A 24,531-nucleotide genomic window follows, 5' to 3' on the forward strand; every position below is an offset into this window, starting at 1 on the left:
TCGGTCTTGCCTTTTCTCGATCACCATGGCACAGTGGACCGCAGTAGAAAGACCGATCGTTCTCTTCAGGAGGCTCCACCATGAAGGTCCTGTACACCGCGGCCGCGATGTCGACCGGCGATGGCCGTGACGGCCACGTCCGCTCCTCGGACGGCCTGCTCGACTTCGACCTCGCCATTCAGAAGGAGCTGGGTGGTGCCGGTGGCACCACCAACCCCGAGCAGCTCTTCGCGGCCGGTTACGCGGCCTGTTTCCACTCGGCGCTCAAGGCGGTGGCGCGGCAGAAGAAGATCGAGTTCACCGACTCCGCGGTGTCCGCCGAGGTCGGTATCGGCCCGAACGACGCCGGGGGGTTCGCCCTGACCGTCGCGCTGCAGGTGGAGTTCAGCGGCATCGACCAGCAGACCGCGGACGAACTGGTCCAGGCCTCGCACCAGGTGTGCCCGTACTCGAACGCCACCCGGGGCAACATCCCGGTGACCATCGAGGCCGTCGTCGCCTGAATTCCCATGGGCCCGGCACGCGCGCGAACCGGGTGCCGGGCCCGATCCTTCTTGTCCGGAAAGGACGTTGGGGAGAGGTTGATATCGTCTCCCTTCCGGGAAGTGACGAGAGGGGTTTGCCGATGGGTTCGGGATCGTCCGGCGAGGCGGCCCGGCGGCGCCGCCGGCTGCAGACGACGATCAAGGACTCCCTGCGCGAGCTGAGCACCCAGCTGTCGGTGCTCAACCACCAGGTCGGCGCCCGCCTCGACCTCAAGGACTCCGATTTCGACTGCCTCGACCTGGTCAACCAGCACGGCCCGCTCAGCCCGACGGCGCTCGCGCGGCTCGCGGGGCTGCACCCGGCCACCGTGACCGGGGTGCTCGACCGGCTCGAACGCGGCGGCTGGGTGGTGCGCGAACGCGACCCCGCGGACCGGCGCGCCGTCCTCGTGCACGCGCTGCGCGACCGCATCGCCGAGGTGTACCGGCTCTACGGCGGGATGAACGCCTCGATGGACGAGCTCTGCGCCGGCTACGACGAGGGCCAGCTGGAGCTGATCGCCGACTTCCTCCACCGCACCACCACGGCGGGCCGGGACGCCACCGAGGAACTCGCGGAGTCCTGAAAAGGACGAGCCGGGACCTAAAGGCCCCAGTCCCGGAGGATCGCGTCGTTGTCGCGGCCTCCCTCGGGCGGCGGTGGTGCGGGCAGCTCCGGGACGGTGCGGGAGAACCGGGGAGCCGGGGCGGCCTGCGGCGCTCCGCCGAGTTCGACGAGCGTGTGCCTGCTCGTCAGGTGCGGGTCCGCCGCGGCCTCCGAGAAGCCGAGGACCGACGTGACACACGCATCCGTGTCCTCGAAGACGGCGGCCCATTCGTCGCGCGTCTTCGTGGCGAAGGCCGCGGCGAACCGTTCCCGCAGCACCGGCCACCCCGGCCGGTCGTGCTGCGCGGGCAACTCGCCCGGACTCAGGCCGAGTCCGGCCAGCAGCGCGGCGTAGAACTGCGGCTCGATCGCGCCCACCGCCACGTACTTCCCGTCGGCACAGGCGTAGGTGTCGTAGAACGGCGCCCCGCTGTCCACGAGGTTCGACGCCGGTTCGTCGCGCCAGACCCCGGCGGCCAGCAGGCCCCACACGCCCTGGGCCAGTGAACTCACCCCGTCCACGATGGCCGCGTCGATCACCTGGCCCTCGCCGGAGCGCTCGCGTTCCCACAGTGCGGCGAGCACGCCCATCACCAGGTACAGCGAGCCGCCGCCGAAGTCGCCGACCAGGTTCAACGGCGGGGTCGGCCGGGCCCCGGCGGTGCCGATCGCGTGGAGCACCCCGGTGAGCGAGAGGTAGTTGATGTCGTGCCCGGCCCGCTGGGCGCGGGGCCCGTCCTGTCCCCAGCCCGTCATCCGGGCGTAGACGAGGCGCGGATTGCGGACCCTGGCCGCGTCCGGTCCCACCCCGAGCCGCTCGGCCACCCCGGGCCGGAACCCTTCGATCACCACGTCGGCCCGCTCGATCAGGGCGAGCACCAGTGCCGCCTGTTCGGGCTCCTTGAGGTCGGCCGCCAGCAGCCGTCGTCCGCGCAGCAGCCAGTCGGGCCGTCCGGGCGGGACCACGCGCAGTCCGCCGCGGGGACGCTCCACTCGCACCACGTCGGCACCGAGGTCGGCCAGGAGCATCGCCGCGTGCGGCCCCGGGCCGATCCCGCCGAGTTCTACCACCCGCAGGCCCGCCAGTGGTCCGGGCATGCCGCCTCCTCGCCCCCTCGCCGGGCCGGTGTCGCCGGTCAGTGTCGGCCAGTGTCGCCGGTCAGACCGCCCTCAGCAAAACGGAGGTGGCGTCGCCGCCGCCGGACAGGCCCACGGCCAGCGCGGTGCGCCGTGCGGGATCGGTGATCGGCGCCGGTTCACCGGCCACGGGTTGTGCGGGCAGCCGGGAGTACGGCGTCACCAGGTTGGCGGTCGGCGCCACCCGGCGCTGGTCGAGCATGAGCACGCTCGCCAGGACCTTCAGCAACCCGGCCGCGCCGGGCAGGTGACCGAAACAGGCCTCCTGGGAGGTGAGGGGCAGCGGCTCGTCGTCGCCCAGCGTCCGCCGCAGCGCCGACAGCGTGTCGCACAGGAAGTCCTCCAGCTGACGGTTGCCCTCGGCGAAGTCGCAGAAGAAGGCGAGGTCGCGCAGCGAGAGACCGGCACCGCGCAGCAACCGCGCGAGGTCGGCCGCGCACGGTTCGGGCGTCCCGAGCCCCATGGGGTTGCGTCCGCCGTTGCGGGTGGACAACGCCTGGAACTCGCCCTCGAAGGTGCGTGAGCCACGGTGGCCCGGCCGCCCCAGTACGACGGCGGCGGCGCCCTCCGCCGGAGCGTTCCCGGTCTGGTGCTCGTCGTGCGGCCGGACGTCCGACGGATCGCCGGACAGGCTGGAGGCGTGGTGGCCGGAGCGCCCCGGGTGTCCCGTGGCCGACAGGTACAGCGGCTCCAGGGGAGTGTCGACCCCGACCACGATCGCGTGGTCCACCTCGCCGCGGCCCACCATCGAAGCGGCCAGTTCGAACGCCCGCATCGAGGTGCTGCACCCGCCGGTGAGCGAGACCGTCGGGATCTGGAGGCCCAGGTTCGTGGCCATCCCCGAGGCGATCGCGGCGGGGGCGGTGGAGACCCAGTAGTCGAAGGCGACCGCGGCGGGTCCCTCCCGTTCGAACCGCTCGAACAGTGCGATGGTTTCCGGCAGCGCGAACTGGTAGGAGCTGACCACCAGGACCGCATCGCCCGCGCTGATCTGCCCGGCGGTGAGCCCGGCGTCCTCCAGCGCGCGGGTCACCGCGCTGTGCGCGAACCGGCTGGCCCTGGTCATCCGCCTGAGCAGTTTCTCCGGCAGGACAAGGTGTTCGTCGCCGTCACCCGGCACCTGCCCGGCCACCCTGATCGGGGTGCCGGTGCCGGCCAGCGGGGTGATCGCGCACGAACCGGACAGGACCGCACCGGCGAACTCGTCGAAGTCGTAGCACGGTTTGTCCAGCCCCGGCAGGGTCAGTCCCACACCCCGCAGCGTGATCGGCAGCCACGTTCCCACGCTTTCCTCGCCCCCTCCGTCGCGCTTTCCCTGGTGTTCTCGCCGCATCCCTTCGAGGTAACCTCGCCTCGGCGGGGACGCGGAAGGCACCGCGAGTACTCGATTCCGGGAGAACCGGTGACCGGAGGTACCCGGTGGTGACGCATACCGGCGACCGTCCACCGCTTCCGGTGTCTGCGCGCCGCTCCGCGTCGTGCCCGCCCACCTCGGCCGGGCGCTGAAGACGGAGTTCGGCCGCACCGCCGCCCAGTTCCGCGGCCGCGCGCCCGCTGACAGCGGCGTTCAGTCGAGGGGGAGACCGGCCAGTTCGCCGCGGGAGAGCACGCCGAGTTTCGGGTACGCCTTGTACAGGTGGTAGCCCACCGTGCGGGGACTGAGGAACAGCTGCGCGGCGATGTCCTTGTTGGACAGACCGCGCCCGGCGAGGCGCACGATCTGCAGTTCCTGCGGGGTGAGTGTGCTCGCTGGGCCCGCCGGGGCCGAGGTGGTGGTGCCGGTGACGCCGGTCGCGGTCAGTTCGGCCGCGGCCCGGTCCGCCCAGCCCGCGGCGCCGAGCCGTTCGAAGTCCGCGTGCGCGGCCCGCAGGCGGGTGCTCGCCTCCGCCTTGCGCCGTGCCCGGCGCAGCCATTCCCCGTACAGCAGCGTGGTCCGCGCCGATTCGAACGGGCGGGGATCGTCCTGATGCCGTTCCAGCGCGCTCCTGAAGTGCTTTTCGGCTTCCCCCTCCGGCGCGAGCAGCGCCCGGCAGCGCAGGATCAGTGCCTCCGCCCAGGCCTGGCCGGTCCTCTGCGCCCAGTCCGCGTACCGCCGCAACGGTTCGGCGGCACGGTCCGGCTCCCCGGCCCGCACCGCCGCCTCCACCAGGTCCGGGACGCTGCGCAGCACGGACAGGCCGTAGAAGTCGGGGCCGCCCGCGAGCGCGCCGAGCCGGTCGAGTGCGGCGGCGGCCCGGCCGCGGCCGAGGTCCAGCAGCCCGAGCGCCCATCGCGCCCGGGGCAGGCCGGGATCCAGCGGGGCCGCCAGAACCTCCTCGGTCAGCTCCCGGCAGCGGGTCTCGTCGCCCGCGATCGCCGCGAGGTGGGCCAGCACGCCGCGCAGCTGCCCGTGCCAATGCCGCAGGTCCGCGTCGACCGCGATCCGCAGCGCCTCCTCGGCATGGGCCGTGGCGTCCCGGTGCTGCCCGTGGAACAGCTGGGCTTCGCTGAGCATGAACAGCAGGTTGGGCAGCCAGCTGATGCTGCCGCGCGCCCGCGCTTGCGAAACGAGGGTTTCGGACAGCTCGCGGGCCTGGCGGTCCCGGCCGGTCGCCAGCTGGACTCCGGCGACGAACAGCATTTCCCGGTAGTCCCCGGCGGCGGCGCGCACCGTCTCGGCGAACGCGGTGTCCACGTCGCCGGTGTCCGCGGGGCGAGCCAGCGCCATCGACAGTCCGCCCACGATCATTTCGGTCATCGGGCGCAGCCGGTCGTCCGGGGCCACCGGCGTGGCGGCGAGGCGGCCGATCGCGTCGCCGAGTTCCCGGTGGCCGGTGAACCAGGCGATATAGGCGGCTTCCACCAGTGTTTCCAGCGACCGGTGCGGATCTGTCCCGGCCAGCCGGGCGGCGCTGTCGGCGAGCAGTTGGTACGCCTCACGCTGACGTCCCTGCCAGAACCGGCCGAACGCCTCCACCTGCACGTGCCGGGCCCGCAACGCGGGATCCTCCGGCGATGCGGAAACCCGGCCCGCCAGCTTGAGCGCGTGGTCGACGGCACCGGCCTCACCGGCCGCTTCGGCGGCGAGGATCAGCCGCCGGTCCCGGTCCGCCGGCGCCGGGGTGAGCTGGACGGACCGCTCGTAGGCGGCGGCCGCGGCGGTGTGCCCGCTGCGTTCGCCCGCCCGGCGCGCGGTCCGCTCCAGTTCCGCGGCGACCTCCTCGTCGGGCCCGGTGGCGGCCGCGGCCCGGTGCCAGGCACGGCGATCCGCGTCTTCGGCCCGGTCCAGCGCCTCGGCCAGCGCCCGGTGCAGCCGGAGCCGCTCGGCGAGCGGAACCTCCTGGTAGACGGCCGCCCGCAGGAGCGGATGCCGGAAGGCGACCGTGCCGCCGGTGATCCGCACCAGCCCGGCCCGTTCGGCCGGTGTCAGGTCGTCCACCGAGGCGCCGAGCGCCGCCGCGGCCCGTAACACCACCGCCAGCTCCCCGGTGTCGTCGGCGGCCGCCACCCGGAGCACCGTGCGGGTCGGCCCGGGCAGTCCCCGCACCTGGGCGGCGAACGCCGCCCGCATCCGTTCGGTCAGGGGCAGCCCGCCCGGCGGCGCGGCGTCCGCCGTCGCGAGCGCCGACGGCAGTTCGAGCAGTGCCAAGGGGTTCCCGCCGGCCTCGGCGAGCACCCGGTACCGCAGTTGTGGGCTCAGCTCGCCGCCGCGCCGGTCGAGCAGTTCGGCCGCCGCCGAGGCATCCAGTCCGTCCAGCCTGCGCAGGGGAAGCCCCTGGCTAGGGAAAGCGCTGCCCTCGCGGACGCCGAACAGCAGTACCACGCCTTCGGCGTCCAGCCGCCGCGCGGCGAACGACAGTGCCTCGGCGGATTCGGTGTCCAGCCACTGGGCGTCGTCCACAAGGCACAGCAGCGGTGAGCCGGAAGCCAGTTCCGACAACAGGGACAGCGCCGCAAGGCCCACCAGGAAGCGATCGGCGTCCGCCGCCGGGGCCAGCCCCATCGCGGCGCGCCAGGCGGCGGCCTGCACCGCGGGCAGTGCGTCCACCGCCGGACCCGCCGAGCGGAGCAGCAGTTGCAGTCCGGCGAACGGCAACGCGGCCTCGGACTCGGTCGCCGCCGCACGCAGCACATGGGCGTTGCGCGCCGACGAGGCGGCGTAGTCGAGCAGGGCGCTCTTGCCGATCCCCGGTTCGCCGGTCAGCACCAGAACCCCGCTTCGGCCCTGTGCCGCCGCGTCGAGCAGACCGTCGATGACGGCGCGTTCCTCGTCCCGCCCGTAGAGCATGCCGCCACAGTACTGATGCTGTCCGCGGTGCCGCCGGTCAATTACCTAAGCGCGACCGATTCCTCGCGGCCCGCGCGCCCATAACGTCTTCACCAGCAAGAACGCAACCGATCAACCGAGAAGGAGTACCACCATGAGCGAGCTGAACGCCGTCGCCGAGCAGTACATCGCCGTCTGGAACGAGACCGACGCGGACGCCAGGAAGGCCGCGATCGGCAAGCTGATGACCCCGGAGATCACCTACGTCGACCCGATGGCCGTCGCGGAAGGCGCCGATGCCTTCGACGCCACCGTCGCCGCGGTGCAGGGGCAGTTCCCCGGTTTCACCTTCCGGCTGGCCGGCTCGCCCGACGGGCACCACGACCAGGTCCGGTTCACCTGGGAGCTCGGCCCCGCCGACGGGGAAGCGATGGTCGTCGGTTTCGACGTCGCCGTGCTCGCCGCCGACGGCCGGGTCAACGCCGTCTACGGCTTCCTCGACAAGGTCCCCGCCCTCTGAAACCTGCGTTTCGCAGCAGTCACCCGGTCAGGAGAACGACGTGAGCACCACCATCGATCCGATCCGATCCGCCGAGGTCGCGCCGCCCGCGGCGGATCGGCCGTCCTGGGGCGCGCTGGGCGTTCTCCTGGCCGGCATCTTCATCACCACGCTCGACTTCTTCATCGTCAACGTCGCGATCCCCTCTCTGCAGCGCGGGCTGCACGCGGGGCCCGCGGCCGTCCAGTTCGTCGTGGCCGGGTTCGGGCTGGCCTACGCGGCCAGCCTGATCACCGGCGGGCGGCTGGGCGACCTCCACGGCAGGCGCCGGATGTTCCGGGTCGGCCTGAGCGTGTTCACGGTGGCCTCGGCGGCCTGCGGCCTGGCCCCCACCGCGGGCGTGCTCATCGCCGCCCGGGTCCTGCAGGGCCTCGGTGCCGCGCTGTTGTCACCGCAGGTCCTGGCCATCCTCAACGTGGTCTACACCGGGCGGCACCGCACCGCCGCCTTCAACGCCTTCGGCCTGGCCATGGGCTTCGGCGGGGTGTTCGGCCAGCTCATCGGCGGCGTGCTGATCCAGGCCGACATCGCGGGCCTCGGCTGGCGCAGCATCTTCCTGATCAACGTGCCGGTCGGTGCGATCGCGCTGGTGCTGGCGGGCAGGCTGGTGCCCGAGTCCGGGGCGGGCGGCCGGTCCCGGCTCGACCTCACCGGGACGGTGCTCGTTTCCCTCGGCCTGGTCGCGATCGTGCTGCCGCTGGTGCAGGGCCAGCAGCAGGGCTGGCCGCTGTGGACCTGGCTGTGCCTGGCCGCGGCGGTGCCGCTGCTCGCCGGGTTCGTCGTCCACCAGCGCCGCACGGGGGACCGCGGCGGCTCGCCACTGGTCGACCTGGCCATGTTCCGGCAGCGCGCCTTCTCCGCCGGAGTGGCGATCGGGCTGGTCTACGCCCTGACCACGGCGTCGTTCTTCCTGGTGCTCGCGCTGTACCTGCAGCAGGGCCACGGGCTGAGCGCGCTCGGCTCGGGCCTGGTGTTCCTCCCGCTCGGCCTCGGCTACTTCGTCTCCTCCAGCAAGGCGGGGCAGGTGGCCGCCCGGCTGGGCAGGCAGGTGCTCGCGGCCGGCGCGCTCACCGTGGCGGCGGGCTATCTGATCCTGGCGGTCACCGCCGAGGAGATCGGCACGGCCGGTGCCGCCGCGTGGCTGGCCCCCGGCCTGCTCATCGCCGGGGCCGGGATGGGGCTGGTGATGGCGCCGTTGCCCGCGACGGTGCTGGCCGGGGTGCGGCAGGGGCACGCGGCCGCCGCGTCCGGCGTGCTGAACGCCGCGCAGCAGGCGGGTGGCGCGATCGGGGTCGCCATGGTCGGTGTGGTGTTCTACCAGGTGCTCGGTGCGCTCGGCGGGTTCGACGGCGCCTTCTCGGTCAGTGAGCTGGTGCTCGCCGGGGTGGCCGTCGCGGTCGCCGGCCTGGTGCAGCTCCTGCCCAAGGCACCCACCGGCTGACGACGGCCGATCCACTCCACTTCGGACGTGTCCGTGCGCGGACACGTCCGATTCCTTTTCCCGGGCGCGCGGGACACCCGGGGAATGGTTTCGTCCATCATGTGGAACCGCCGTGCGTCACATGGACACCGCAGGGCGGTTGGCCAATCCTGACGGGGTAGGCGATGGTCGATGTCCCGGCGGTGCCGCCACGACGGTCCTCATCGGACGGTCCCGGTCCCGTGGCAGGACACGGACGGGTGAAGGGTGGCGGGTGATGGCCGGGCGGGATGCCGACGTGGTGGTCGTGGGTGGCGGCGGGGTGGGATCCGCCGCGGCCTGGCAGCTCGCCGCCGGGGGCGCCGACGTGGTTCTGCTGGAACGGTTCGCGGCGGGCCACACGCGGGGCGCCTCGCACGGCGCATCCCGCATCTTCCGGATCGGCTACTCCGAGCCGGCCTACCTCCGCCTGGCGTTGCGCGCGCTTCCGTTGTGGCGGGAGCTGGAACAGGAGTCGGGGCGCTCACTGCTGGAGCTGACCGGCGGGGTCACGCACGGCGGAGGCGAGGAACTCGACCTGCAGGCGTGGGCGCTGGAAGCCGCGGGCAGGCCCGGCCGCTGGCTTTCGCACGAGGAGGCGGTCGAGCGCTGGCCGGGGCTCCGCTACGACGGGCGTGTCTACTTCCACCCGCTCACCGGACGGCTCCACGCCGATCACGCCGTGGCGGCGCTGCAGGACGTCGCGGCGAGGGCCGGGGCCACCGTCCGCCACGAGACGCCGGTGACCGCGATCGAGGTGAAGGGGGCCGACCGGGTCGACGTGCACACCGTGAACGGGACCTATCGCGCCCGCAGGGCCGTGGTGGCCGTGGGCGCGTGGTCGGCGAAACTGCTCGCCGGGATCGTGCCGTTGCCGCCGCTGCGCGTCACCCAGGAACAGCCCGCCTATTTCGCGCCCGTCCGCGAGGACCTGCCGTGGCCGGCGTTCATCCACTACCGCGATCCCGCCGGGCTCGAGCCCGGCCTTCCGGGAGCGGTCTACGGCCTCGTGACTCCCGGGGCCGGTATCAAGGCCGGTTTCCACGGCGCGGGCGAGGTGTGCGACCCCGACGAGCGGGACTTCCGGGCCGAGCCCGGTCAGTTGCGGGCGCTGCGGCGGTACGTGCGGGAGTGGCTGCCGGGCGCCGATCCGGACCGGGTCGACCCGATCAGCTGCACCTACACCACGACGGCCACGGAGGATTTCCTGCTCGACCGGGTGGGCCCGGTCGTGGTCGGCGCGGGGTTTTCGGGACACGGCTTCAAGTTCCTGCCGGTGCTGGGCCGCATCCTCGCCGACCTCGCGGTCGCCGGGACACGTCCCGGCGACCGCTTCGCCCTGCCTTCCTCCTGACGCCTGGCCGCGGCGCCGGTTGTGCCTGCCGGGTGCGCGCGCCCCGGGCCCGCTGCGCGATCATCTGTGGGGAGTCGAACCGGCCGTACCACGGTCCGAAACGTGGGAACCGGGGTGCCGGAGGAGGGGACCATGGAACTTCGCCAGTTGCGGTACTTCGTGACCGTCGCCGAGGAGTTGCACTTCGGCCGGGCGGCCGAGCGCCTGCACATCGTGCAGGCGGCGGTGAGCCAGCAGATCCGGAAGCTGGAGCGGGAACTGGGTGCCGAACTGTTCGACCGGTCGCCGCGCACCGTGCGGCTCACCGCCGCGGGCAGCTTGTTCCTTCCCGAGGCGCGGACGGTGCTCGCCGCCGCGAGCCGGGCGAAGGCGAAGGTCGCCGCGCTCGCCGGCCCGCGGCCCGCGGTGCTGCGCCTGGGCACCAGCAACGGTCTCGGCGAGCGTCTCGACCTGGTCCTGGACGCGCTGGCCCGCGCCCTGCCGGAGGTGAGCGTCGAACTGGTGGCCTCGCCCACCCGGGAAAGGCTGGACCAGGTGCGCGCGCAACGGCTGGACGCCACCTTCGTGCGCGGGATCACCGAAAGCCCCGAACTGCGACTGATCCCGTTGTGGCGGGACGCGGTCACCCTCGCGCTGCCCGCCGACCACCCGCTGGCCGGGGCCCCGTCCGTGGAGCTCGCCGATCTGGCGGAACTTCAGTTGCGTTTGGTGGAACGCTCCCGCAATCCGCCCCTGCACGACCTGATGCTGGCCTCCTGCCGGGCCGCCGGTTTCGAACCCGTGCTCGGTCCGCCGTTCACCACGGTCCAGGACACCCTGGCCACGGTGGGCGCGGGAGGTGGCTGGACGGTGGTGTACGAGGCGCATGCGCGGAGGCTGCCCACGCCCCGGGTCGCGTTCCGCCGCCCCGGGACGCCGATCGCGATGACCACGCTGCTCGCGGTGTCCGAAACCGCCCCGCCGTGGTGCCTCGACACGCTGCTGCGGGCGTGCGATCACGATTGGTGATCGCAGCGAGTCCGGATCGCTTCTTGGTGCGGGCGCGGTTTCCGGGTGCACTGGTCCCAACGGGAAACACCGAGACAGCAAGGAGAAACCAATGCCGATCGTCACCGTGCAGCAGGGCCCGCGCACCGTCGAACTCAAGCGCGAACTGGTCCAGCGGATCACCGATGCCTTCGTCGACGCCTACGGGATTCCGGCCGAGACCGTCCAGGTGTGGATCCACGAAGTGCCCACCGACAGCTGGGGCGCGGCCGGGAAGCTGACCGCCGACCGGTGAGGTCAGCGCCCGAGGAGCGCGCCGCCGTTGCTGTTGAGGAACTCCCCGGTGATGTAGCCGGCCTCCGGGGAGGCGAGGAAGGCCACGGCGGCGGCGATGTCCTCGGGCCGTCCTTCCCTGCCGACGAGGGTCTGACGGCGGCGGCGGTCGAGTTCGGCCTCCGACGGCGCGCCGCCGAAGAACTCGGTGCCCGCCACGTAGCCGGGGACCACCACGTTGGCCGTCACCCCGTCCGGGCCCAGTCGCGTGGCGAGCGTGTGGTTCCAGGCCAGGAGGGCGGCCTTCACCGCCCCGTACGAGCCGTTGCCGCGCAGCGCGGCGAGCGAGCCGATGGTGACCACGCGCCCGCCGGGCCTGCTCAGCCGCGGCAGCAGGGCTTCGGTCAGCAGCACGACGGGGAGCACGTTGTGGTCGAAGTCCTGTCGCCACGCCTCGGCGACGGCCCTCAACCCGCCCTCCGGTGCGGGGGTGCCGCGTCGCCCCGCGTTGTTCACCAGGACGTCGACCCGCGGTGGGAGCTGCTCGAGGGCGCGCTCGACCTCCTCCGGCGCGGACAGGTCGACGGCCACGGGGAGGATGTCGCCGCCGAGCGCCTCGGCGGTTTCGCGCAGCACCCCGGCCCGGCGCCCGAGAATCGTCACCCGGTCGCCCTGCGCGGCGAACCGCGCCGCGATCGCCCGCCCGATGCCCGTGCCGCCGCCGCTGACCACCACCGACCGCGCCGTACCCGTCGTCATTGTTGTTACGGTAGCGACGCCGGGGGTCCAAGATCGCGTGACTTCGGCGACCCTCCGGCGGGCAGCCGCGACCAGAAGGGCGATGACGTGGAGATCTGGATCAATCCGGCCTGCTCGAAGTGCCGATCGGCGTTGTCCCTTCTCGATGCCGAGGGGGCGAGGTACACCGTGCGGCGCTATCTGGAGGAGCCTCCGACGGCCGGGGAGATCGAGGCCGTGCTCGGCCGCCTCGGCCTCGACCCCTGGGACATCACGCGCACCGGGGAAGCGGTGGCGGCCGAACTCGGGCTGGAGTCCTGGTCGCGGGAACCCGGCGACCGCGCCCGCTGGATCGAGGCGCTGGCCGCCCACCCGATCCTGATCCAGCGGCCCATCATCACCGCGGACGACGGCAGCGCCGTGCTCGGGCGCACCCCCGAGGCCGTGCGCTCCGTCCTGGACTGACCTCCGGCAGGGACCGTGAAGGGCCCGGAAATTCGCGGGCTTTCCGGCTCAACCTTTCGGGTCGCTCATCCGTCTGGACGGGGTATGGGGCATCCGAGGGGGTGCGGCGAAGAGGACTTCGCCGAGTTCGTGGTGGCGAGTTCCGGCAGGCTCACGCACGCCGCGTTCCTGCTGACCGGCGACCGGCACCAGGCGGAGGACGCCGCGCAGACGGCGCTGGCGCGGACCTATGCCGCCTGGCGGCGGATCCGGCACAAGGACGCCTACGGCTACGCACGGAAGGTGCTGGTCAACCACCTGATCGACCTCTGGCGGCGGCCGATCAAGGAGTCGCCGACCGACGAGGTGCCGGAGCGCCGCGTCGCCGGAGCGCCCGAGTCGGCCGTGGTGACGCGGCAGTGGCTCCAGGAACTGCTGGACGGGCTCACCGGGCGTGAGCGGGCGGTGATCGTGCTCCGGCACTACTTCGACCTGCCGGAGGCGGAGGTGGCGGCCGAACTGTCGGTGTCGGTGGGCACCGTGAAGAGCACGAACTCGCGTGCGCTGGCCAAGCTGCGGGTGGCGGCCAAAGACGATCTGCCGGCAACGTGCGGGGGTGCGGCCTGATGCCGGACATCGACGAGTTTCGGGCGGCGCTGCGGCAGGAACCCGAACAGGGGTACCGGGTCCCCGATCTCGATGCCGTCGTCGCCCTGGGTAAGCGCATCCGCCGCAGGCGGCGGATGGCGGCTGCCTCCGGCGTCGTCGCCGTGGCGGCCGCCGTGGTGGTCGTGCTGGGGCTGACCAGCCAGCTCAGGCCGGGTGCCCCCCGGGTGGGGGACGGCGGCCCGGCGATCAGCGTGGCACGGCCGCCCGCACCGGCGACGACGGCGGGGGAGTCGTCGGCCCCGCCGGAGGACGTGGTGCCAACGGCGGGGGAGTCGTCCACACCCGTGGGGGACGTGGTGCCGACGGGGATCCACGACGAGGCGGGGGAGATCGTGCTGTACGCGGTCGGCCTCGACGAGGCGGCCCTTCCCGATGTCCACTTCGGACTCGCGGTGGGGCATCGCGGCCCTTCCGGCCGGGTGGCCATGGACCGGGTGGCCAACGTGATCACCGGAACCGACCGCGCACCCGGCTTCCGGGTCTTCGACGGTGGTACTGACGAGACCGAGACCCGGACCTGGGTGCCCGCGTTCGGGTACTACGTGGGCCCGGCCGCCAGGATCACCACCACCGTGCGGGGGAAGACCGTGGAGGCCAGCCTGGCGAGCTGGAGCAAGGACCCGAACGTGGTCTTCTTCTGGTTCACTCGCGACGAGGTGCCGGACGGCACGCTGGCCACCCCGCCGCGCGCCTACACCGCCGACGGATCGGCCCTGCCGAAGTGAGCGGGCACATGACCCACTGGTGGTAGTGATAATCAGGAGGCGTGATGAGAGTTCGTTCGACCGTGCGTTCTTTGAAGGGCGGGCCGGGGTCGCCGGTGGCCCGCCGCCGCGGCAAGGTTTTGTTCGCCAGCAAGGAGAATCCGCGGTAGAAGGCCCGCCGGCGCTGACGTCGCCCGGATTTGCCCGACACCGCCCGCCCGACGCCGCGGGCGGTTACCATTTGCGGGTGCCCAGCCGATCCTGGCCGGGACAGGGGTTCGCCGCGCTTCGAGGGGTCGAGCATGAGTCATCCGAACCAGCCACCGCAGTGGCAGGGCTACAACTCTCCCCAGGCTCCCGGTCCCGGGCCGTACGGCCCGGGCGGTGCCTACGGCCCGCCGGTGCCCCTGGCGCGGAACAACGTCCCCGCCGCGATCATCCTGATCATCGGTGGGCTGCTCGGGGTGGTGCAGGCCTTACTGCCCTGGGTCTCGATGCCCGCGGTGGGCCGCTTGACCGGGTTCGATCTGGTCAAGCTGGCCGGGGAAGCGGGCGCGGGAGCGGTCGAGGCGACGATCTTCCAGGTCTGCCTGATCGCCGTGCTCGTCTGCGGCGGACTGCTCGTGCTCGCCGGGGCCTCGCTGATCGTCCCGATGCGCAACCGCAAGGTGCTGGGTGCGCTGTCGCTGCTCGTCACGGTCATGATGACCGTCGCCGTGGTGCTGCTCCTGCTCAAGGCGGGCCTCGGTTTCAGCGGGCTCTCCGTCGGGTTCTACTGCTTCCTCGCCTCAGCCGCGATCTGCTGGCCGGGCTCGCTCATCGCACTGTTCAAGCGCTGACCGGGACTGCCGGGTCCAAAAAGGACATCCCGGCACGGACGGGAAGAAGGGGACTTCACCGTCCGTCCGCCAGTTCCTGCAGGAGCGGAGTGAGCGCCGGGGCGTGGCGGCCGAAGAAGTCCGCGTCGACCGATTCCACCGCCGCGATGGCCCGGCGGGCCAGGTTCCTGCCCGCGGGGGTGGGACGCAGCCGCCGGGCCCTGCTGTCGGCAGGGTCGATCTCCCGTCGGAGCAGTTTCTTCTCCTCCAGTTTGCGGACGATCTGCGAGGTCATCTTGACGTCCGTGCCGGCATGCCGGGCCAGGCGCAGCTGATTGGGCACCTCGCCCTGCTCGCTCAGCCACCACGCACTCGCCAGCAGGACGAACTGCGCGTGCGTCAGCCCGAGGGGCTGGAGCGCGGCGGTGACCGCGCGCTGCCAGGCGAGGGTGACGTGCCAGAGCAAAAAGCCGGGGCTGGCCGCCGGTCCTTCCGGAAAGCGCGTCACGCCGCCGCCCGCGCGAGCAGGGCGGCCATGGCTTCGGGGAAGTCTTCCGTGATCGCCGGGCCGACGGAGGCGGCGATCTCGCCAGGGCCGGTGATTTCGAGCCGGTGGACCACTTTCGTGCCGCCGTCTTCCCGCGGCCGGAGGGTGTGGCTGAACCGCAGCGTCAGTCCCTCGAACTCGGTTTCGTCGGCGTAGACACGGTTCTCGGTGACTTCCGCGATGACGGAGGTGATCGGGTCCTGTCCCTTCGGCTTCATCACGACCTCGCCGCCGGGGGCGAAGGCGCCACGCAGCCGGACCCATTCCATCGACGTGTCCCAGTTCGCCCAGTCGTCCAGGTCCTTCAGTACGTTCCAAACCGCTTCCGGTGCGGCGTCCGTCTCACCGATGTGCTCGTGCGTCCACACGAAGGCCTCCTTGATCGTCGCGCAGATAATCTGCGCGCAGACTATATCGGGATCACCGCGCTGTCGAGCGGCAACTCGTTGTTGCTTCGGTGTTACCCGTGTGCTTGACTGTCGATAGAACCTGTTCTAAATCTGCTGAGGTGGACAATGATCCGAACCCGCGCCGCGGCGCTGCTTGAGCAGCCTGGCAAGTGGCAGGTCATCGACGTCGAACTCGACGAGCCCAAGGCGAACGAGGTGCTGGTCCGGTTCAAGGCGGCGGGGCTGTGCCACTCCGATGATCACGCCTCCACCGGGGACATGCCGGTCGCCCAGCTGCCGTTGATCGGCGGGCACGAGGGCGCCGGCGTGGTCGAGGCGGTGGGCCCCGGCGTGCGCTCACTGGCCGTCGGCGACCACGTGGTGGCGCAGTTCGTGCCCTCCTGCGGCCGCTGCGTGGCCTGTGCCTCCGGCCGGGGCAACCTCTGCGACCTCGGCATCTACGCGTTGTCGGGATCGATGGCCGACGGGACCTACCGGGCCCACCACAACGGCTCCGACGTGGGCCAGATGACGATGGTCGGCACGTTCGCCGAGCGCGCGGTGGTGCCGGAGTACTCGTTGAGCAAGATCGACGACGACATCCCGTTCCACGTCGCCGCACTCCTGTCCTGTGGCGTACCGACCGGCTGGGGCTCGGCCGAGTACGCCGCGGAGGTCAAGGCCGGGGAGACCGTGATCGTGATGGGAGTCGGCGGCGTGGGCATGAACGCCGTGCAGGCCGCGGCCGTCCGCGGCGCGGCACATGTGATCGCGGTGGACCCGGTGGCGTACAAACGCGAACGGGCCGTCGAGTTCGGGGCGACCCACACCTTCGCCGACATCGACGAGGCCGCCGACTTCGCCCGCTCGGTCACCGGCGGGCAGGGCGCGAACTCGGCCATCGTCACGGTCGGCGTCACCACCGGTCAGCACGTGGCGCAGGCGGTCAACGCGATCGGCAAGTTCGGCACCGTGGTGGTCACCGGCATCGGCGACATCAAGGACGAGGGCCTGCCGATCAACCTCTGGATGCTGTCGATGATGCAGAAGCGCATCCAGGGCGTCATCTTCGGCATGGGCAGCCCGGCGTTCGAAATCCAGAAGCTGGCCGCGCTGTACAAGGCGGGGCGGCTCAAGCTCGACGAGCTGATCACCACCACCTACAAGCTGGACGAGGTCAACCAGGCCTACGCGGACATGCACGCGGGCCGCAACATCCGTGGCGTCATCCTGCACAACGAGGATTGAGGCAGGCCGACCGCAGGGCCGTGAGGGACCCCCTCACGGCCCTTTTTGCTGTAAGGGCTCCGAACGCGGCTGTGAGCCCACGCTGGGGCCGGCGCGGGATGCCCTGAAGGTCGCCTTCAGGGTCATAAATGCCCTTAAGGCCACCTTGAGGGCACCCTCTGGTCCCGGGAGTGCCGTTCCCCTGTCGCTGCCGTGAGGGGACCCCTCACGGGAAGTGGCCGGACCTTCACGGCACAACGCGGCGCCGTTTCGGGCGTTCGGGATTCACCTCACGTGGCGCGGGTTTTCCGCATGGACACCGGCGGTGCCGGTGGCGGAGGGTGAGGCGTGCCAGCGGCGGTGAGCCGGACGAGCGAAGTGCCCCCCAGGGGCCGGAACAGGAGTCGTCGTGGGACGGGTGGAAGGCAAAGTCGCCTTCGTGACGGGTGCGGCGCGCGGTCAAGGGCGTGCCCATGCGGTGCGGCTCGCCGAGGAGGGGGCGGACATCATCGCGCTCGACCTCTGCGCCGACGTGGCCACGGCCGCGCACGGGGGAGCGACCAAGGAAGACCTCGACGAGACGGTGCGGCAGGTCGAGGCCCTCGGTCGCCGCATCGTGGCCCGGGTGGGCGACGTCCGTGACAGCGACGCGCTGGAGGCCACCGTCGCCGACGGGGTGGCGGAGCTGGGCCGGCTCGACATTATCTGCGCCAATGCTGGGATCGCGGGCTTCGGGCCCGCGCTGGAGCTGTCCCCCCAGACCTGGCAGGACATGATCGACATCAACCTGACCGGCGTGTGGCGCACCGTACGCGCCGCCGCACCGGCCGTGGTGGCCGGCGGGCGGGGCGGCTCGATCGTGCTGACCAGCTCGATCGCCGGCATGATCGGTTTCCCCAACGTCGCGCACTACGCCGCGGCCAAGCACGGCCTGGTCGGGCTGATGCGCGTGCTGGCGATGGAACTGGCGCCCGAACGGATCCGGGTCAACACCGTGCATCCGACCAATGTGGACACCGACATGATCCAGAACGAGTACATGTGGTCGTTCTTCACCGGCGGGCAGCCGGGTGCCACCCAGGCGGACGCGGCGGTGCCGATGCAGCTGATGCACGCGCTGCCGGTGCCGTGGGTGGAAAGCATCGACATCGCCAACGCGGTGCTGTGGCTGGCTTCGGACGAAGCCCGCTACGTCACCGGGGTGGTGCTCCCGGTCGACGCGGGCTGCACGCACCCGTTCAAGGCTCCGCACAAGCAGTGAGGCCCGGCGCCCGGTTCCGGCTTCAGGAACCGGGCGCCCCGCCGGGGTGGCCGTAGATTCCCGCGGCCCACACGTGTGCGAGCGCGTCGACGAAGCCATCGTCGGTCTCACCGGCCATCACGTGGTGGTAGAACGCCTGGTTGTTGGCTCCGATGAGAATGCGGGCGAGGGTGGCCGGGTCCGGTCCGGCGGGAGCGCGCCCCGCGGCGCGTTCGGTCTCGATGTGCCCGGCGGCCACCGTGACGTAACCGTCCAAAATGGACTCCCACACCTGGCCGATTTCCGAGCTGTGCGGCGGGGCTTCGTAGGCCGCGCGCAGCACCCCCCGGTGTCGGCGCCAGATCCGCACGGTCTCACGCACGGCGTCACGGAGCGCGTCGAGACGGGGCTGGTCCGATTCGCCCACCCACAGCGCCATCGCGGCGCGGAAATCGTGGGCGATGTGGCGCAGCAGGGCGGCGGCGACGGCGTCCTTGGACTCGAAGTAGAAGTAGAAGCTGGTCCGCGAGGCGCCCGAGCCCGCCAGGATGTCCGCCACCGCGATCTCGTCGAGGGCCTGCTTGCCGAGTAGTTCCTCGGTCGCCCTCAGTACGGCCGCTTCGATCGTTTCCGTTCCGGTGCTCGCCTGCTGCCTGCGCCGGTCCCGTCTGGTCGTCATGACCGGATGTTATATCCAAACACAGTGTTCGGTCTTGTGTTCGGACACAGTGTTCGGCTACCGTTTCCGAACCCACGAGGAGGTGATCGACGTGGATCACAACCAGCTCCGGGCACTGTCCGCGCAGCTTTCCTACCTGCGCGAATTCAGTCCCTGGTACCGGCAGCGACTGCGAGAGGCCGGTATCGGCACGGCGGAGCTCCCGCCCGCCGAAATCGCGGCTCTTCCGCGTTTCGACAAACACCAGCACCGGCTCTCCCAGGAAGCCTCGCTGCGCGAACTCGGCCACCCCTACGGCCTGCACCTGTGCGCCGATCCCGGTTCCCTGCGCGCGGTGCACGCGACCTCGGGCACCAGCGGGATGCCCACCTACTACACGTTCACCGAAGCGGACCTGCGCACCAACGACGAGGCCGTCGCGGCGGGACTGGCCGCCGCCGGGGTCCGTCCCGGGGACGCGGTGCTGCACGCCTACGCGCTGAGCATGTTCGTCGGCGGGGTGCCCTGGGTCCGGGGTATCCAGGCGCTGGGCGCCGCTGCGCTGCCGATCGGTGCCGAGGGCGGCACCGCCCGGCTGCTGCAGTTCGCCACCACCATCCGGCCCCGCGTGCTGTGCTGCACCCCGTCCTTCGCCGAGCACCTCATCGAACGCGCACCCCAGGTCGCCGGCGTCGAGGTCGGCGAACTCGGGATCGAGCTGCTGATCTGCGGGGGCGAAGCCGGAGCCGGTGACCCCGCGGTCCGCGCGATCCTCGAAAACGCCTACGGCGCCGAGGTGCGTGACGTGCAGGGCGGGGCCTGGGGGCATTTCGCCGTGTCCTGCGAGGCCCAGGACGGGATGCACCTGGTCACGCCGGAGAACGTGCTGCTGGAGGCGCTCGACCCGGAGACGGGCGAGCCGCTCCCGCTCGAGCACGGCACCATCGGCAACCTGGCGCTGACCAGCCTCCGCTGGGAGGCGGGGCCGGTGCTGCGCTACGACATGGCCGACACCGCGCGATTCCTCACCGAACCGTGCGCGTGCGGGCGGCCGGGACTGCGGTACCAGCTGCTCGGTCGCACCGACGACATGATCATCGTCAACGGGGTCAACGTGCACCCGTCGGCGGTGCGGGACGTCGTCGCCTCGTTCCACCCCGAGGTGTCGGGCGTGATCCGGGTCGTCGTCGAAGGCCAGGAACCGCGGGTGAGCCCGCCGGTGGACGTGCAGGTCGAGGTCGGCCCCGGAAGCGGTGCCGATGGCGACCTGGCCGCGCGGATCGAAGGGCGGCTGCGCGACGCGCTGCGCTTCCGGGCCCGCGTGGAGATCGTCGAGCCCGGTTCGCTTGGCCGCTCCGACCACAAGACCCCGCTCCTGCTCCGAACGGAGAATACCCGATGACGGACGCCGTCGACGTCTGTTCGCGGTGCGGCACCGCCACGGTGACCGGCACCGTGGCGGCCCCCGTACCACCGTGCCGCGCCTGCGGCGCGACCCCCGACCGGATCGCGGCCGGCGCCACCGGCCGGGTCTACACCTGGAGCACCGTGCACCGCGGAATGCCGGGGGTGCCGGTGCCCTACACCGTCGCCTACGCCGATTTCCCCGATGGCACAAGGCTTTTCGCCCGCGTCTCCGGCTCCGTCGGTATCGGCTCTGTCGTCACCGTGGTGCCCGAAGACGAGGCCGGTTTCCGGTTCGTCACACAGGAGGCAGAGGCATGAGGCCCGTCGAAATGGCCGGGGTGGGCATGACCGCCTTCGGCCGGTTCCCCGACCGCACCCTGGAGGACCTGGGCGGCGAGGCGGTGGAGGCGGCGCTCGCCGACGCCGGGCTCGACCGCACGCGGCTCGACGCGGCCTACGTCGGCAACGTGCTCGGTGGTGGCCAGGTGGGCCCGCGCGTGCTCGAGCGGGTCGGGATCACCGGGCTGCCGATCGTCAACGTCGAAGCGGCGTGCGCGAGCGGTTCGGTGGCCTTCCGGCAGGCGGTGCGGGCCGTGGCCTCGGGCTTGGAGGACCTCGCCCTGGTGGTGGGGGTCGAGCAGGTGTCGGGCCACGGGGTGCTCAGCCCGCTGGAGGCCGACCGGGAAAGCGTGCTGGGCCTGACCTTCCCGGCCGTGTACGCGATGGTCGCGCGGCGGGAGCTCGAGCAGAACGGCACCACGCTCACCGAACTCGCCGAGGTGGCCGTACGCAACCGGGCCGCGGGCACCGGGAATCCGCGCGCCACGCTGGCCAAGGCCACCTCCGTCGAGGAGGTCCTCGCCTCGCCGATGGTCGCCGACCCCCTGACCCGGCTGCAGTGCGGGGCGCACGCCGACGGCGCCGCGGCGATCGTGGTGGCCGCCCCGGGTCTGCTCCCACGCCACCGGCCGACGGTCACCGTCCGCGCCGCGGCCATGGTTTCCGGCACCTCCCTGCGGCGCCAGGCCGACATCACCGAAGGCGACCCGACCCGTCGCGCGGCCGCGCTCGCCTACGCCGAAGCCGGTCTCGGGCCTGCCGACATCGACGTGGCCGAGGTCTACGACCCGTTCACCATCGGCGAGATCGTCTCGGTCCGGGCGCTGGGCCTCGACCGCGGGCGCACCGCGATCAACCCCGGCGGCGGGTTGCTCGGCCGCGGCCACGCGGTCGGCGCCACCGGCGTCGCGCAGCTCGCCGAACTCACCTGGCAACTGCGGGGCGAGGCGGGTGCCCGGCAGGCCGGGGCGCCCACGACCGGGCTCGCCCAGACCGTCGGCGGCGGTCCGCGCGGGCTCGACGCGATCGCCGCCGTGGTGCACGTGCTCTCAGTCAAGGAGGACCAGTGAGCTTCACGATCGACATCGACACCGGTGGCACCTTCACCGACGGGCTCATCGCCGATCACGCGCGCGAAACCGTGCACGTGGTCAAGGTGCCGAGCACCCCGCACGACCCGACGCTGGCGCTGCTCGACTGCGTCACCGAGGCGGCGCGCCGCCTCGACCTCACCGTTCCCGCGCTGCTGCGGGACACCACGGTTCTGCGCTACGCCAACACCATCGCTACCAACGCCGTGATCGAGCGGCGCGGCGCCAAGGTCGGCGTCCTCGTCGGACCGGACGAGCCCTGGCCGTCCTGGCTGGTGGACGAGGGCTGGACCGAGGCGGACATGATCGAGCGGGCCGCGGCAGCGGAGGCGCTCAGCGGCTTCCAGACGCTGGTCGACCGCGGCGCGCAGGCCGTGGTCGTCGCGATGGCCGAGCCCGCCGAGGAGCAGGCGGCCAAACGAGCGGTGCGGCACGAGTACCCGGGGCAGTTCCTCGGCGCCACCCCGGTGTTCACCACCTCCGAGGTCGCCGACGGGCCGGACCCGGCCGCGCGGCTCAACGCGGCCTTCCTCGCCGCCTACGTGCACCGGCACCTGGCGGGCTACCTGCAACGGGCCGAGGAGCGGTTGCGGCTCCAGGGCCTGACCCGGCCGCTGCTGGTGGTGCACAGCTCCGGCGGGGCGAGCCGGGTGGCCCGCACGCACGCGCTCAACACCTACAACTCCGGCCCGGCCAGCGGGCTGCTCGGGGCCCGCGCGCTGGCCCGCCGCCACGGCGTCCGGCACGCGATGACGCTGGACATGGGCGGCACGAGCGTGGACCTCGGCGTGGTCGCCGACGGGCAGGCCGCGATCGACGAGACCTCGCACATCGCGGGCCTCCCGGTCGATCTGCCCGCCATGCGGGTGTACGCGGTGGGCGGCGCGGGCGGTTCCCTCGTCGGCGTCGAAGACGGCACACTGCGCGTCGGCCCGGACAGCGCGGGGGCACGGCCCGGTCCCGCTTGCTTCGGGCTGGGCGGGCAGCGCCCGACCGTGACCGACGCCGATCTCGTGCTCGGCCACCTCGATCCCGAGTACTTCCTCGACGGCCGCATGCGCCTGGACCCGGAACGGGCACGCACCGCGCTGCGGCCGGTGGCCGAGGCGCTCGGGGTGCCGCTCGACGAGGCCGCGTGGCAGGTCAAGGAGAAGGTCGCCGAGATGTCGGCCGGCTACGCGCGCACGGTGGCCGCCGACCACGGGCTGTCCGGCGACGATCTCGCCGCCACGGTCCTGGTGGTCTACGGCGGGGCGGGCAGCGCCCACGCCGCCGGGATCGTGCGGGCCACGGGCCTGCGGAAGGCGCTGATGACGCCCTACAGCGCGGTGTTCAGCGCCTACGGCTCGTCGGGGCTCGACGTGGTCCACGCCTACTCGCGCCGCATCGACCGGAACAACCCCGACCCGGTGCGGGTGGCCGAAACCCTGATCGCCCGCGCCCGCCGGGACATCGCGGGGGAGGGGTTCGACGAGCTCACCCTGACGATCACCGCGACCCGTGCCGAGGGCGAGGAAGTCGTGGCCTCGCCGGAGGAACTCACCGGACTGGACGGGATCACGCGGGTCGCGGTGCGAGCCGTCGCCCCGGTGCCGCACGTCGCGTTCGAACCCGGCGAACTCGGGGATCCGGACGCGAGCGCGGCCCGGCGCGGCGAGCGCGACGCCTACTGGGGCCCCGGCCACGGCAGGGTGGCCACCCCCGCCTACGAACGCCGCTTCCTGCGCCCCGGACACCGCATCGCAGGCCCGGCCTTCGTCGACGGAGCCGACACCACCACCGCGGTTCCGCCCGGCTTCACCCTCACCGTCGACGAGCACGGCACCGAAATCCTTTCCCTGGACTAGGACCTTTATCAAAGTGGTTTGCGTAGCGGTGCGGGTGGCGGAACCTGAGGCGGTCCCTGGCTGCGGGATCTCCTCCTCACGATGCCAACCACGTCGGAGCTGTCCTCCCCAGGAACCGCCTCAGAGCCCGCGGCGGTGCCAGTTGACGGCGTGGTGCGAGCGGCTCCGCCGCTTCAAAAACACAAACTAGAAGGAGCGCCTTCATGCTCATGCGCATCACCGAGCATCTCGACCTGGATCTGGATACCGAAACCTGGCACTGCAACCGGTGTGCGGCCCCGCTCGGGTCCGCCCGCGCCTCCTACAAGGAGGGCCTGCTCGTCGCCGACCGCGATCCGGCCGAGGTGCATTTCGCCCGTGCCCCGCAGGGCTCGGAATACAGTTTCGCCCCCGACCCCGACTGGTGCCGCATCGTGGAGTTCTACTGCCCGCGCTGCGCCCAGCTGATGGAGACCGAGTACCTGCCGCCGGGGCACCCGATCACCCGCGACCTGGAACTCGACCTGGACGCGCTGCGGGAACGCGCCGCGGCCCGGCAGGCCAGGACCGCGCCGTGACCGGGCCCCTGAGCCGCGACGAGGTCCGGGAGGCGCTGCGGGGCCGTCCCGCCCGGCGGCCCGCGTTCGTCCCCTTGGGACAGCGGACGGCGGCGCGGGTGACGCAGGTGCCGCCGGAGGCGCTCGCCACCGATCCGGCCCTGCTGGCCACCACGGTGGACTCCGCGCAGCGCCTGTTCGGCTACGACGCGATCGTCGTCGGGTTCGATCCGGCGGCCGAAGCCGAGGTGGTCACCGAGGCGGCCCGGCGGATCCGGGCCGTGCGGGACGACATCGCCGTGGTGGGCGTGGTCGGCGCGCCGGAGCCGCCCGCGGGCCGGGCCGGCGCCGTCGCGCTCGCCAGGGCGCTCGGCGAGGCCGGGGTCGACGCGCTGCTCGTCCACCACTGGAGCCCGCGGTCGCACGACCCGGCCGCGCTGCGCACGCTGACCCGCGTCGCCGCGCACTACGAATGCGTCCTGGTCCGCTCGCTGGGTCCGGAGGACCCGTTTGACCGGTCCGATGTGGACTGTCCACTCGCGCCGGGCCGTCCGCTCACCCCTGCCGAGGACGCCGCGGCTTCAGCCGCGGTCGCCCGCATCGCCGGGCCGGACTTCACCGGTGCCGGGCGCGCCGCCTGGCTGACCACCACCGGGGACGCGGCCGCGGAAGCAACCCCTGAACACCTGCACGCCACTGTCGCGGCCGTCGGACGCGCGGCGGGGCACTGA

The 24,531-nt window shown here is 72.4% G+C and carries 26 protein-coding genes; 19 read left to right on the forward strand and 7 right to left on the reverse strand.

Annotated features, from left to right (window positions below; genetic code table 11):
* The first annotated feature begins 80 nt into the window (after window positions 1–80).
* The gene (locus ORV05_RS10850; protein ID WP_268758326.1) at window positions 81–503 is read left to right on the forward strand and encodes an organic hydroperoxide resistance protein; all 423 of its coding nucleotides are present in this window, start codon (window positions 81–83) and stop codon (window positions 501–503) included.
* A 122-nt stretch (window positions 504–625) separates the two neighbouring features.
* The gene (locus ORV05_RS10855) at window positions 626–1,111 is read left to right on the forward strand and encodes a MarR family transcriptional regulator (protein ID WP_268758327.1); all 486 of its coding nucleotides are present in this window, start codon (window positions 626–628) and stop codon (window positions 1,109–1,111) included.
* Between the two features lie 17 nt (window positions 1,112–1,128).
* On the opposite strand, the gene ORV05_RS10860 is transcribed toward ORV05_RS10855, so the two are convergent.
* The 3 genes from ORV05_RS10860 to ORV05_RS10870 all read right to left on the reverse strand — a co-directional run bounded on the left by ORV05_RS10860 (window position 1,129) and on the right by ORV05_RS10870 (window position 6,535).
* Window positions 1,129–2,229, reverse strand: a complete 1,101-nt coding sequence (locus ORV05_RS10860; protein WP_268758328.1) for a CaiB/BaiF CoA transferase family protein — start codon at window positions 2,227–2,229, stop codon at window positions 1,129–1,131.
* A 61-nt stretch (window positions 2,230–2,290) separates the two neighbouring features.
* Entirely contained in the window at window positions 2,291–3,553 is a 1,263-nt protein-coding gene (locus tag ORV05_RS10865; RefSeq protein WP_268758329.1) for a beta-ketoacyl synthase N-terminal-like domain-containing protein, read from the reverse strand.
* A 282-nt stretch (window positions 3,554–3,835) separates the two neighbouring features.
* On the reverse strand, window positions 3,836–6,535 hold the full coding sequence (locus ORV05_RS10870) for a helix-turn-helix transcriptional regulator (RefSeq protein ID WP_268758330.1): 2,700 nt from the start codon (window positions 6,533–6,535) through the stop codon (window positions 3,836–3,838).
* Window positions 6,536–6,668: 133 nt separating this feature from the next.
* Here ORV05_RS10870 and ORV05_RS10875 point away from each other — a divergent pair, with 133 nt between their 5' ends.
* The 5 genes from ORV05_RS10875 (at window position 6,669) to dmpI (ending at window position 11,168) form a co-directional block, all read left to right on the forward strand.
* A complete protein-coding gene (locus tag ORV05_RS10875) occupies window positions 6,669–7,034 on the forward strand; it encodes a nuclear transport factor 2 family protein (RefSeq protein ID WP_268758331.1) in 366 nt (121 codons plus the stop codon).
* A 40-nt stretch (window positions 7,035–7,074) separates the two neighbouring features.
* Window positions 7,075–8,514, forward strand: a complete 1,440-nt coding sequence (locus ORV05_RS10880) for an MFS transporter (RefSeq protein WP_268758332.1) — start codon at window positions 7,075–7,077, stop codon at window positions 8,512–8,514.
* Between the two features lie 256 nt (window positions 8,515–8,770).
* Window positions 8,771–9,886 (forward strand): FAD-dependent oxidoreductase, encoded by a 1,116-nt coding sequence (locus ORV05_RS10885; RefSeq protein ID WP_268758333.1) that lies wholly within the window; start codon window positions 8,771–8,773, stop codon window positions 9,884–9,886.
* 132 nt (window positions 9,887–10,018) lie between these two features.
* The gene (locus tag ORV05_RS10890; RefSeq protein ID WP_268758334.1) at window positions 10,019–10,894 is read left to right on the forward strand and encodes a LysR family transcriptional regulator; all 876 of its coding nucleotides are present in this window, start codon (window positions 10,019–10,021) and stop codon (window positions 10,892–10,894) included.
* Between the two features lie 91 nt (window positions 10,895–10,985).
* On the forward strand, window positions 10,986–11,168 hold the full coding sequence (dmpI, locus tag ORV05_RS10895) for a 4-oxalocrotonate tautomerase DmpI (protein WP_144586313.1): 183 nt from the start codon (window positions 10,986–10,988) through the stop codon (window positions 11,166–11,168).
* 2 nt (window positions 11,169–11,170) lie between these two features.
* On the opposite strand, the gene ORV05_RS10900 is transcribed toward dmpI, so the two are convergent.
* Window positions 11,171–11,905 (reverse strand): SDR family NAD(P)-dependent oxidoreductase, encoded by a 735-nt coding sequence (locus ORV05_RS10900; RefSeq protein WP_268758335.1) that lies wholly within the window; start codon window positions 11,903–11,905, stop codon window positions 11,171–11,173.
* 87 nt (window positions 11,906–11,992) lie between these two features.
* Between ORV05_RS10900 and ORV05_RS10905 the strand changes: the two genes are divergently transcribed.
* From ORV05_RS10905 to ORV05_RS10925, 4 genes are all read left to right on the forward strand, one after another.
* Entirely contained in the window at window positions 11,993–12,349 is a 357-nt protein-coding gene (locus ORV05_RS10905) for an arsenate reductase family protein (RefSeq protein WP_268758336.1), read from the forward strand.
* A gap of 84 nt (window positions 12,350–12,433) precedes the next feature.
* Window positions 12,434–12,955, forward strand: a complete 522-nt coding sequence (locus tag ORV05_RS10910) for a SigE family RNA polymerase sigma factor (RefSeq protein WP_268758337.1) — start codon at window positions 12,434–12,436, stop codon at window positions 12,953–12,955.
* The gene (locus ORV05_RS10915; RefSeq protein WP_268758338.1) at window positions 12,955–13,722 is read left to right on the forward strand and encodes a hypothetical protein; all 768 of its coding nucleotides are present in this window, start codon (window positions 12,955–12,957) and stop codon (window positions 13,720–13,722) included. Before ORV05_RS10910 ends, ORV05_RS10915 begins: the two co-directional genes overlap by 1 nt.
* Before the next feature lie 281 nt (window positions 13,723–14,003).
* Window positions 14,004–14,540, forward strand: coding sequence for a hypothetical protein (locus ORV05_RS10925; protein WP_268758340.1), 537 nt, complete (start codon window positions 14,004–14,006; stop codon window positions 14,538–14,540).
* Window positions 14,541–14,595: 55 nt separating this feature from the next.
* Here the strand turns inward: ORV05_RS10925 and ORV05_RS10930 are convergent, their stop codons facing one another.
* Together ORV05_RS10930 and ORV05_RS10935 are read right to left on the reverse strand one after the other, a co-directional pair.
* Window positions 14,596–15,027 (reverse strand): MarR family winged helix-turn-helix transcriptional regulator, encoded by a 432-nt coding sequence (locus ORV05_RS10930; protein ID WP_268758341.1) that lies wholly within the window; start codon window positions 15,025–15,027, stop codon window positions 14,596–14,598.
* The gene (locus ORV05_RS10935; RefSeq protein ID WP_268758342.1) at window positions 15,024–15,434 is read right to left on the reverse strand and encodes an SRPBCC family protein; all 411 of its coding nucleotides are present in this window, start codon (window positions 15,432–15,434) and stop codon (window positions 15,024–15,026) included. The genes ORV05_RS10930 and ORV05_RS10935 overlap by 4 nt, the downstream gene beginning before the upstream one ends.
* Before the next feature lie 147 nt (window positions 15,435–15,581).
* Between ORV05_RS10935 and ORV05_RS10940 the strand changes: the two genes are divergently transcribed.
* Together ORV05_RS10940 and ORV05_RS10945 are read left to right on the forward strand one after the other, a co-directional pair.
* Window positions 15,582–16,703: an NDMA-dependent alcohol dehydrogenase gene (locus ORV05_RS10940; RefSeq protein ID WP_268758343.1), complete on the forward strand. Its 1,122-nt coding sequence runs from the start codon at window positions 15,582–15,584 to the stop codon at window positions 16,701–16,703.
* A 388-nt stretch (window positions 16,704–17,091) separates the two neighbouring features.
* On the forward strand, window positions 17,092–17,943 hold the full coding sequence (locus ORV05_RS10945; protein ID WP_268758344.1) for a mycofactocin-coupled SDR family oxidoreductase: 852 nt from the start codon (window positions 17,092–17,094) through the stop codon (window positions 17,941–17,943).
* Window positions 17,944–17,965: 22 nt separating this feature from the next.
* Here ORV05_RS10945 and ORV05_RS10950 read toward each other — a convergent pair whose 3' ends face one another.
* Entirely contained in the window at window positions 17,966–18,601 is a 636-nt protein-coding gene (locus ORV05_RS10950; protein WP_268758345.1) for a TetR/AcrR family transcriptional regulator, read from the reverse strand.
* Between the two features lie 91 nt (window positions 18,602–18,692).
* On the opposite strand from ORV05_RS10950, the gene ORV05_RS10955 reads away from it, so the two are divergent.
* The 6 genes from ORV05_RS10955 to ORV05_RS10980 all read left to right on the forward strand — a co-directional run bounded on the left by ORV05_RS10955 (window position 18,693) and on the right by ORV05_RS10980 (window position 24,531).
* On the forward strand, window positions 18,693–19,982 hold the full coding sequence (locus ORV05_RS10955; protein WP_268758346.1) for a phenylacetate--CoA ligase family protein: 1,290 nt from the start codon (window positions 18,693–18,695) through the stop codon (window positions 19,980–19,982).
* The gene (locus ORV05_RS10960) at window positions 19,979–20,305 is read left to right on the forward strand and encodes a Zn-ribbon domain-containing OB-fold protein (RefSeq protein WP_268758347.1); all 327 of its coding nucleotides are present in this window, start codon (window positions 19,979–19,981) and stop codon (window positions 20,303–20,305) included. Before ORV05_RS10955 ends, ORV05_RS10960 begins: the two co-directional genes overlap by 4 nt.
* A complete protein-coding gene (locus tag ORV05_RS10965; RefSeq protein ID WP_268758348.1) occupies window positions 20,302–21,396 on the forward strand; it encodes a thiolase family protein in 1,095 nt (364 codons plus the stop codon). The genes ORV05_RS10960 and ORV05_RS10965 overlap by 4 nt, the downstream gene beginning before the upstream one ends.
* A complete protein-coding gene (locus tag ORV05_RS10970; RefSeq protein ID WP_268758349.1) occupies window positions 21,393–23,264 on the forward strand; it encodes a hydantoinase/oxoprolinase family protein in 1,872 nt (623 codons plus the stop codon). The genes ORV05_RS10965 and ORV05_RS10970 overlap by 4 nt, the downstream gene beginning before the upstream one ends.
* Before the next feature lie 203 nt (window positions 23,265–23,467).
* A complete protein-coding gene (locus ORV05_RS10975; RefSeq protein WP_268758350.1) occupies window positions 23,468–23,821 on the forward strand; it encodes an acetone carboxylase subunit gamma in 354 nt (117 codons plus the stop codon).
* Complete coding sequence (locus ORV05_RS10980) at window positions 23,818–24,531, forward strand: hypothetical protein (RefSeq protein WP_268758351.1); 714 nt, start codon at window positions 23,818–23,820, stop codon at window positions 24,529–24,531. The genes ORV05_RS10975 and ORV05_RS10980 overlap by 4 nt, the downstream gene beginning before the upstream one ends.

This window comes from Amycolatopsis cynarae (assembly GCF_026802195.1).
In the GTDB taxonomy this organism is placed as follows: domain Bacteria; phylum Actinomycetota; class Actinomycetes; order Mycobacteriales; family Pseudonocardiaceae; genus Amycolatopsis_E; species Amycolatopsis_E rhizosphaerae.